At 65.3% G+C, this 8,427-nt stretch carries 8 protein-coding genes and 2 pseudogenes; 3 read left to right on the top strand and 7 right to left on the bottom strand.

All coding sequences use genetic code 11. From position 1 onward, the window contains the following. Positions 1 to 633 precede the first annotated feature (633 nt). Both ON40_RS54395 and ON40_RS07285 read right to left on the bottom strand, forming a co-directional pair. Positions 634 to 758 (bottom strand): annotated as a pseudogene (locus tag ON40_RS54395) (TetR family transcriptional regulator); the annotation flags it as partial. A gap of 87 nt (positions 759 to 845) precedes the next feature. Then, complete coding sequence (locus ON40_RS07285) at positions 846 to 1,334, bottom strand: pyridoxamine 5'-phosphate oxidase family protein (RefSeq protein ID WP_051192792.1); 489 nt, start codon at positions 1,332 to 1,334, stop codon at positions 846 to 848. A gap of 85 nt (positions 1,335 to 1,419) precedes the next feature. Here ON40_RS07285 and ON40_RS55415 point away from each other — a divergent pair, with 85 nt between their 5' ends. Further along, a complete protein-coding gene (locus ON40_RS55415) occupies positions 1,420 to 1,863 on the top strand; it encodes a winged helix-turn-helix transcriptional regulator (RefSeq protein WP_040819890.1) in 444 nt (147 codons plus the stop codon). Between the two features lie 331 nt (positions 1,864 to 2,194). Here ON40_RS55415 and ON40_RS07295 read toward each other — a convergent pair whose 3' ends face one another. Then, positions 2,195 to 3,043 (bottom strand): LLM class F420-dependent oxidoreductase, encoded by an 849-nt coding sequence (locus ON40_RS07295; protein WP_040819891.1) that lies wholly within the window; start codon positions 3,041 to 3,043, stop codon positions 2,195 to 2,197. A 286-nt stretch (positions 3,044 to 3,329) separates the two neighbouring features. Between ON40_RS07295 and ON40_RS07300 the strand changes: the two genes are divergently transcribed. Beyond that, positions 3,330 to 4,574, top strand: a complete 1,245-nt coding sequence (locus tag ON40_RS07300; protein WP_051192793.1) for a cytochrome P450 family protein — start codon at positions 3,330 to 3,332, stop codon at positions 4,572 to 4,574. A gap of 3 nt (positions 4,575 to 4,577) precedes the next feature. Here ON40_RS07300 and ON40_RS07305 read toward each other — a convergent pair whose 3' ends face one another. The 4 genes and pseudogenes from ON40_RS07305 to ON40_RS07315 form a co-directional block, all read right to left on the bottom strand. Beyond that, positions 4,578 to 4,994 carry a TetR/AcrR family transcriptional regulator gene (locus ON40_RS07305; protein ID WP_245567703.1) on the bottom strand — a complete coding sequence of 139 codons (417 nt, stop codon included), beginning with the start codon at positions 4,992 to 4,994 and terminating at the stop codon, positions 4,578 to 4,580. A gap of 45 nt (positions 4,995 to 5,039) precedes the next feature. Then, a pseudogene (locus ON40_RS55965) lies at positions 5,040 to 5,180 on the bottom strand (hypothetical protein); the annotation flags it as partial. Beyond that, on the bottom strand, positions 5,177 to 6,784 hold the full coding sequence (locus tag ON40_RS07310) for an AMP-binding protein (RefSeq protein ID WP_040819893.1): 1,608 nt from the start codon (positions 6,782 to 6,784) through the stop codon (positions 5,177 to 5,179). The gene ON40_RS07310 and the pseudogene ON40_RS55965, both read right to left, overlap by 4 nt. Then, complete coding sequence (locus ON40_RS07315) at positions 6,781 to 7,698, bottom strand: crotonase/enoyl-CoA hydratase family protein (protein WP_040819894.1); 918 nt, start codon at positions 7,696 to 7,698, stop codon at positions 6,781 to 6,783. The genes ON40_RS07310 and ON40_RS07315 overlap by 4 nt, the downstream gene beginning before the upstream one ends. 205 nt (positions 7,699 to 7,903) lie before the next feature. On the opposite strand from ON40_RS07315, the gene ON40_RS07320 reads away from it, so the two are divergent. Then, on the top strand, positions 7,904 to 8,116 hold the full coding sequence (locus ON40_RS07320) for a hypothetical protein (RefSeq protein WP_083895467.1): 213 nt from the start codon (positions 7,904 to 7,906) through the stop codon (positions 8,114 to 8,116). Positions 8,117 to 8,427 lie beyond the last annotated feature (311 nt).

The raw sequence follows: 8,427 nt of genomic DNA on the forward strand, positions 1-8,427 counted from the left end.
GCACCGCCGCGAGCCCAGCTCCGCCGAACTCGAACCCGTCCTGAACGAGGAGCCCCGGGCCGCCGACACCGCTAGGTCCCGCACAACCCACTGACCTGGCCACCAGCACCCCTCCATCACCCACACCATCCGCGGCATTCGGCACCAGGGCACTCGCCCCACCTCACCCGCCGCGGCCTGATCTGGCCGGCTCACCCCGCACCGTCACGGCGGCAGCAATGATGAACACCAGGAGCTATCCGGGCGTATCCACACAGCGATCGCGCCCGTTGTGAACGGTGTCAATGGTTGGTGCCGACCCGGGCGCCTCCGGCTTCGCTGTGTGCCGCCGCGTGGACGGCGACCGTATCGTGCCCGCCGGTATCGGGCCTGCCCAGCCCATTGCGTCCACCGACGTCGGGGCCTCGAGCCCGATCGTGGGCACCGTCGGGTGTGGTGCCGTGGCCGTGCTGCCGAAATCGTGCGTGAAGTCCGCCACCCTCTGTGCACCGGCCTCACGCAGCATCGCCGGGGTCTGAATCCGCTCAGCAGCACCAAAGGACCCTTGTGCCCGAGATCGAGCACCCGCTCTAGGGCTGGGCTGATCGCCAGCAGCTGGTCGCGGAGCCGGTTCACCGTACGGGTGCGGTTGCTGATGCGGAGTTGCCGGGCGATGCCGTAGCGGAGTCCGCCGATGACGAAGGCGCTGTCGGGGTCGATGTCGGTGGGCAGCTGGCCGAGGGTTGGCCGCGGCGGATGTTATCGGCGGCGTTGTCGCTCATGTGTTTCACCTCACGCGTACAAATCGCCGCGTGGGTGACCGAGGGCTCAGATAACCGGAGCACATCACGCGGACCGTTCAGGCCTCACTGGTCGCCGGCAAGGGTATCGCCGTACAGCTTGGTGACTCGGAGTCTGATGATCAGCCGGTTGTCCTCGACCATGTTCGTGAGGAATGCCTGTGCGTCGGTGGGATTGTCGAATTCGGGGAACAGGGCGAGTAGTTCGCGGCCGGTGGCGTCTCCCGGGACGGTGCTGACCGGAGAGATCTCCGCAGTGCCCTCGGCGACCACGAAGGTGAGGTGATCCGAGCTGCTCACGTACAACGCGGCATGCGGATCACGGGTCAGCTGACGGACTTTGAGACGATCAGCGGTAGAGCCGATCGAGATCAGCCGTGCGGCGGGATTCCATTGGTACGCAACGGTCGACAGGTGTGGATGTCCGCTGCGCTTGATGGTTGCCAGGGCTCCCATCCGATGCTCCGCGAGAAAATCGTCCAACTGCCCGGCCGACAGCCTCCTCGGCGACGCTCCTCGGCCCGGTTCGTACCTCGTTTGCCGAACATCGGTCATGATGACCTCTCAACTCTCATGGTGCACTATTTGTTACCCAGTGCATGATCTGTCACAGGCACCACCGGGGGAAGGAGGCACTTCAATGTTCCAGAGGCACAGCGATGTTCCTGTCCACGTAGATTCGGCCGCCGATGACGATTCGCGTGACTCAGCTCTCGACCAGGCGTGTTCGGTGCTGGAGGTCATCAACCGGGTCAGCGGCAAGTGGGCGATCGGCATCCTGCTCCGGACAACCCGGCATCCGATGCGCTTCACCGAACTCGAACGCGAAATCGACGGCATCAGCAGGCGAATGCTCACACTGACCCTTCGCAACCTCGAACGCGACGGCCTGCTGACTCGCACGGTTTACCCGTCGGTTCCGCCCAGGACCGAATACGAAGCCACACCGATGGCCCGCGAACTCTATCGAACTCTGCTGACACTGACCGAATGGGCCGACCGCCATCGACACACGATCGCCGCTGCGCGCAAAACCTACGACGAGCAGTCCACACCCGCGCCTGCGCAGTCTGAATCAGACTGATCCGTCGACATTTGTAAAGGGTTGCGTCGCAGCAAGGTTCGTCAAGTCCAGCGGCCACGATCATGGTGGCCGAGCACATCTACCGGAAGTTCCTGGCGCACTGAACTCGCGCCGGTACCGAATACCGCGAATGCCCCTCCCGCAACGGGTTTCAGCACATTTCAGCACCGCGCCCGCACCGGTCATGGCTCCGCAGCCCAGCGGAGCCAGCAGCTCGAGCGGCAGATCGTCGGGAACGTTGACCGCGATGCGCGCGGGCACCGTCGCATGCGAGGCGAACGACGACTGCCGCTTCCACCGCTGAGAGCGTTGGCAGCAATAGATCGTCCGACTATGTCCGAGCCGGCAGGTCCCGAACGATGCCTGCGGCCAGCGCGCGGAGCGCAGGCATCAGGTCGCCGTCGGCGGTGAGAGCTTGGGCGACAACGTGATCGGCACCGGCGTCCAGGTGGGCCCGCAGTCCCGTGACCACCTGGTCGACGTCGCCGTGCAGGGCCAGGGCATCGACTACGCGATCACTGCCGGGCAGGGCGAGGTCTTCGTCGGTGAAGCCGATCCTCCGCAGGTTGGTGGTGTAGTTGGACAGTCCGAGATAGCCGGCGAGCCGCTTGCGGCCTTCGGCCCGGGCCCGGTCCGGATCCTGGTCGAGAACGAATTTCTGCTCCGCGGCCAGCAGCGCGTCGGCGCCGAGGCGGCCGCGGGCCGCGCGGATATAGTCCGGGGTGATGAGGTAGGGCAGCGCCCCGGCACTGCGTTCGCGGGCGAGGTCGAGCATCCGCGGGCCGAGGGCGGCCAGGGCCCGGCGCTCCCGTGGAACACCCAGGTCGTCCAGCTGGTCGAAATAGTCGACGGTTGCGCGGTAGGGACTGCGATAGTCGGTGTTGATCTCACGGTGGCCCGCACCGACGCCGAGCAAGAACCGTCCCGGGAACTCCGCCTCGATCCGGTGGAACGCCTCGGCCGCGGTCGTCGCGGGCACGGCCCACACGTTGACGATGTACGAGCCGACCACCAGATGCTCGGTCGCGGCGAGCAGCGGCCGGACGAGGTCCAGTTCGGCCCCCGGATTGCCCAGCCACAGCGCCCGATATCCCAGCCGTTCCAACTCGGCCGCCGACTCCGGCGTCACCATCGACGGGTATGCCCACACTCCGACCTTGCCCAGATTCTCGATCGTCATGGCCAAGCAAACCGCACGTCCTGCCTCGCTTATTCCGACACCAGCCCACTCGCAGCCACAGCCGTCAGCAGCGCGCGCAAGGCAAGACCGACACCATCGACCCTGACGCCACCGCGCGCCGACTCCGGAGTCACCGCACCCACGCTGCGCCATGGCGCCGTCGAGGCCGTCCGCGCGCTGCGCCTGGTAAGCCACCGCCGCGGCGAACCGGCTCCCGTACGGAATCGGGGGCACATCGTTCGCATCTCGGCCGATAACTCCGGTCTGCCGCCCTAGGATTCGTTCGGTGACGATTTCCAGCCATCGATCGGGCCAGGCTCCGCACGGTTCACCGATTGATATCGACGGTCCGCGAATTTTGTTGTACGCAAAGGATTTCGCGAAGGACCCGCACAGCGCCTATCGAGCGATGCGTGAGCAGTACGGGTCTCTGGTTCCGGTGGAGTTGGCGCCCGGCGTGCCTGCCACACTGGTGATCGGCTACTACACCGCGTTGCGGATCTTCAACGATCCGGAGCGGTTTCCGGCCGATCCGCGTACCTGGCAGCAGAACGTCGCGACGGATTGCCCGGTGCTTCCGCTCATGCAGTGGCGACCGAACGCACGGCGTAACGACGGCGCCGTACACGCCCGGTATCGGCAGGCCATCGTCGCCGGCCTCGCGGATGTCAATCCGTACCGCGTGCACGACACGGTCGAACGCGTCGCTGTCCAGTTGATCAACTCGTTCTGTGAGGACGGATCCGCGGACCTGATCCGGCAGTACGCTTTTCCGCTCACGTTCGCCGTGCTGAATGTTCTGATGGGGTGCCCAACCGAGATCGCGCAGCGCGCCGCTGCCGGGATGGCGGCGATGTTCGAGGGCATCGATGCCGAGCGCGGAGGCAGAGTTCTCATCGAGTCGTTGCTGGAGTTGATCGATCTCAAGCGCACCGAGCCCGGCGATGACGTGACGACCCGGATAATTCGGCACTCGACCGACCTCAGCGACTCCGAGATCGTGAACCAGGTGGCCACGCTCTACGGGGCAGGCATCGAACCGCTGCAGAACTTGATAGTCAATGCGCTGCGCGTCATCCTCACCGATGAACCGTTCGGGGGCAGCGTCGTAGGCGGAAGCCTGTCGACCCGTGACGCTCTCGACGAAGTCTTGTTCAACGATCCGCCGATGGCCAACTTCTGTTTCACTTTCCCGCGGCAGCCGACCCTCATCGATGACTTCTGGTTGCCTGCCAACCAGCCCGTGGTCATCAGTTTGGCGGGCTGCAACACAGATCCGGTGATCGGCACGGATCAGCACATCGGCAATCGTGCGCACCTGGCCTTCGGCGGCGGGCCGCATCTGTGTCCGGCCAATTCGCTGGCCTACCTGATCGCTCAGGACGCGATCGACCAGTTGCTCGACGGCTTGCCCGAGCTGCGGCTCGGAGTGCCGGCCGCCGAGCTGACTTGGCGGACAGGCGCTTTCCATCGTGCATTGACTGCCCTACCCGTCCACTTCCCCGCGTCGCCTCCGCTCACGTCGGTGTAGCCGTCATCCTCGGCGCAGCCGGGCGACGGTGGTGAGCCAGTCCTCGACGATCTGGTCGGCCAGGGATTGATCGGTTCGCATGATGCGGGTCAGTTCGAGCCCGCGAACAAGGGCCATCAGCGACTCGAATGCCGTGCTCGCTGCTCCGGGATCAGGGATGCCCGCATGGTGGTGGAAAAGAGTACGAAGTGCGGAGTCCAGTCTCTTCTCCACGGGCAGCAGCGCGGCGCGCAACAGCCGGTCGGTGCGGGCGGCGACCCACAGTTCGATGGCGGCCTGAAATGCAGGGCCCGCCATCGCCGATCGGATCGCCTGCACCAGCTGCTCCAGGGCCTCGGGTCCGTCGTCGAGATCGGTAGTGAGTTCATCGACATGGTGCAGGCGTATATCGGCGATGTGGTGGATCGCAGCGACGAGCAACTCCGATTTCGAGCCGAAATGGTGCAGCAGCGCGCCCCGCGAGACCCCGGCCGCGTCTTGGATCCGTTGTGTTGTCGTGCCCGCGTAACCATGGTCGACCAGACATCTGATCGTTGCGCCCAGGAGGGCTTCACGCGTTCTCGCGTGTTGTTCTCTACGCGTCAGCCCTCCCGGTTTCCGGTTCACAACGGCCTGAGCTCACCGTTGGCGATCTGATCGCGAAGCCGGAATTTCTGGACCTTGCCCAGGGCAGTCATCGGCCAGCTCTCGCCGATGAACCAGGACTTCGGGGTCTTGTGCGGCGCCAGGCGTGCTCGCAGATAGTCGTGCAGTTCGTCCGAGGCGGGAGACTGCTGCGCCGGGTCGAGCCGGACGACAGCCGCCACACTTTCGCCCCACGCAGGGTCGGGCAGACCGAGCACGACCGCGTCGGTGATCGCGGGGTGCGCGGCCAAGACCTCCTCGATCTCGCGCGGATAGATGTTCTCCCCGCCACGAATGATCAGGTCCTTCAGCCGTCCCGTGACCCGCACGTATCCGCGTGCGTCCATGGTCCCGAGGTCGCCGGTGTGTAGCCGGCCGTCGGCATCGATCGTCCGGGCGGTCTCGGCCGGCATATCGAGATAGCCGATCATCTGCTGGTATCCGCGGGCACAGATTTCGCCTTCGACCCCGACGGCCTGCACCGCGCCGGTGACCGGATCGCGGATGGATACCTCGACCTGAGGAAGCGGCTGACCCGCCGTGAACAGATTGTCCTCGCGGCTGTCCGTCGGGCGCGTCTGGCACACGATCGGACCGAGTTCGGTCTGGCCGTAGACCGCGCTGGTCACAGCACCGCAGGCCGTCGCCCACCCATCGACCAGGGCGGGCGGGACCGCATCGCCTCCAGACATCACGACCTTCAGCGAACCGAGATCGAAACCGGCCAGCGCGGGATGCGCGAGCATCGCGTGCAGCATGGCGGGCACGCCACCGAAGATCTCCGCGCGGTAATTCTGTATCGCCGCAAGCATCGTCGTCGGATCGAAGATCTCGCCGATCACCAGTGTGCCCCGCTGATGCACCGATCCCATCCCGGCCAGACCGCAACCTGCGGTGTGGAACAGGGGCAGGGCGGTGGCGAACGTCGCCGCCCGCGCCTCGGTACACCGGTCGCGGACGAAGGCAGCATTGGTGACCATCGCCCGGTGCGAGAGCACCGCTGGTTTCGCGCCACCGGTGGTGCCGGAGGTGAACTGGATCTGGGTGGCGGACCGCGGATCGACATCCGGTAGCTCCGCTCGCTTGGCGGTACAACGCACCTGTCCGAGCCAACCCTCCAAGGCAATTGGCTCGCGCACCGCGGGCACCGCAGGGAGTGCGGCTCGGACCAGTGCAGCCATATCGGAACCACGGAAGCTGTCGACGAAGAAGATCCCGACCGCATGCGACCTGTCGAGGACGTACTCGAGTTCGGGTCCGCGCAGTGCGGGATTGGCGGTCACGAGCACCAGTCCGCTGAGCGCGGCGCCGTACTGGAGCACAATCCATTCCGGGACGTTCGGGGCCCATACCGCAACATGTTCGCCCGGCCGGAAACGGTCGAGCAGCCAGGCGGCCGCCCGCTCGGCATCGTCGCACAACTCTGCGTAGGTCCAGGTGCGAGCTTCGCGTTCCGGAGCGACCGAAACCAGAGCGAGCCTATCGGGTACCTCGGCTGCGGCCTGCTCCAACAGTTCGCCAACGGAGATATCGAGGACGGGCCGGCTGGTATCCGCCGGCCATGAGGATTCGGTGAGCGCCCTCATCGGCTCGCCGCCCCGGCCGCCTTATCGTCGAGTTCTCGTTTCATTCGGTCGATTTCGTCCTCGGTGGGGATGTCGCCTCCGCCGTCGGGAATGAAGCGGCCGCTGTCGCGCCACTGGACCGCGGTGCCGAAGCCGTGTTTCTGTGCGAAGTCGACGAACCAGCGACCTTCCGGAGAATGCCGGGTTATGCCGTCGAACAACACGGCGAGATTCTGGGTTGTCTGCAGGCCCATGTTGTCGTAGGCCTGGTTGATCATCATCTTCTGCATGACCAGCTGGTTGATCGGGATGCCTGCCATACGATCGACGAGTTTTTCGACCGCGGCGTCGAGTTCGGCTGCGGGAACAGCGTCGATGACCAGCCCCCACTCCCGGGCCCGGATACCGTCGATGGTGTCGCCGGTGAGCAGCATGCGTTTGGCACGTTCGGCGCCGAGACGATAGACCCACATCGCGGTCGTCGGGCACCCCCACACACGTGCGGGCATGTATCCGATCCGGGCGTCCTCGGCCATCACCACCAGATCGCAGGAAAGAGCGATATCGCTGCCGCCCGCAACGGCGTACCCGTGCACCTTGGCGACAGTCGGCTTCGCCGACCGCCAGAGTGAGAAGAAGTGGTCGGTGTTGGCCTTCATCATCCGGAAGTCCTTGACCGGATCCCACACCGTGCCTTGGTGTTCCACGCCGCCTTCGGCATAGAGCTTCAGGTCGTAGCCTGCGCAGAACGCACGTCCTGCTCCCTGGACCACGATGACGCGCACCGACTCGTCGGCATTCGCCTCGGCAACCGCGTCCTCGATCTCGCGGGCCATGTCGGCGGTGATCGCGTTCAGCCTGTCCGGTCGATTCAAGGTGAGGTAAGCACGACGGTCACGCACTTCGTAGTCGACGGTGTTTCCGGTGAAAGTCATCTCGGCGTCCTAACCTCGGCAGCGATGGTGCCGAAACGTTTTCACAGTCCATTTGGACTGTCAATGGATCTGGTCCTGTAGCAACTGGGTGTGTGCGGCATGCTCGGCGTGCCGGGGAGCGGGTCGCGGGCAGGTCCGCGAACACCACCCGCGTAAACGAGCCGGAATCTCTTCTGCACCTCCGGTCGAGGCGGACGCACCGAAGGTGGTGTGGGCGTTGTACTTCCATTTCGACTCGACCGTGGACGGCCGGGCAGTGAAGATCGCATCGATGATCGACGAACGCACCCGTGAATCACTGCTGCACATCGTGGAACGGTCGATCACCGCCGAGCGGCTTGTCGTGGAGCTGGAGAAGGTGGCACCACGGCGGGCGGACCTGCGCGGGTGTTGCGGATGGATAGCCGTCCGGAGATGATTTCCCATGCCCTGCAACAGTTCTGCACCTGCACCCACTACCCGGTGGCCTGCGGGACCAGCTGAACACGGCACGAAATCACCTGAACTCAATTCCGGGTGGTCTCGTCATCGGGGACCGCTCAGAGGGAACCCGGCGGTCTGGTAGCAGTTGCAGGCCCGAGGTCGGGACGTCTCATCGCACGGTGTGCTGTAGCTGTACGTCTCGAGTCGCTCGGGAATCGATTGGTGTTTGCGCCTGGCGGCCGATTCGGGATCTTCTGCCGGACAGTCGATTACGTCGGTGGGGTCGTGGTGCCCTTGGGTGGGATG

The organism is Nocardia jiangxiensis NBRC 101359 (genome assembly GCF_000308615.1).
In the GTDB taxonomy this organism is placed as follows: domain Bacteria; phylum Actinomycetota; class Actinomycetes; order Mycobacteriales; family Mycobacteriaceae; genus Nocardia; species Nocardia jiangxiensis.

Bases quoted from the DNA above. Each gene is read 5' to 3' on its own strand.
- ON40_RS07285 (WP_051192792.1), bottom strand. From the start codon at position 1,334: ATGACCGATGTTCGGCAAACGAGGTACGAACCGGGCCGAGGAGCGTCG.
- ON40_RS55415 (WP_040819890.1), top strand. From the start codon at position 1,420: ATGTTCCAGAGGCACAGCGATGTTCCTGTCCACGTAGATTCGGCCGCC.
- ON40_RS07295 (WP_040819891.1), bottom strand. From the start codon at position 3,043: ATGACGATCGAGAATCTGGGCAAGGTCGGAGTGTGGGCATACCCGTCG.
- ON40_RS07310 (WP_040819893.1), bottom strand. From the start codon at position 6,784: ATGAGGGCGCTCACCGAATCCTCATGGCCGGCGGATACCAGCCGGCCC.
- ON40_RS07315 (WP_040819894.1), bottom strand. From the start codon at position 7,698: ATGACTTTCACCGGAAACACCGTCGACTACGAAGTGCGTGACCGTCGT.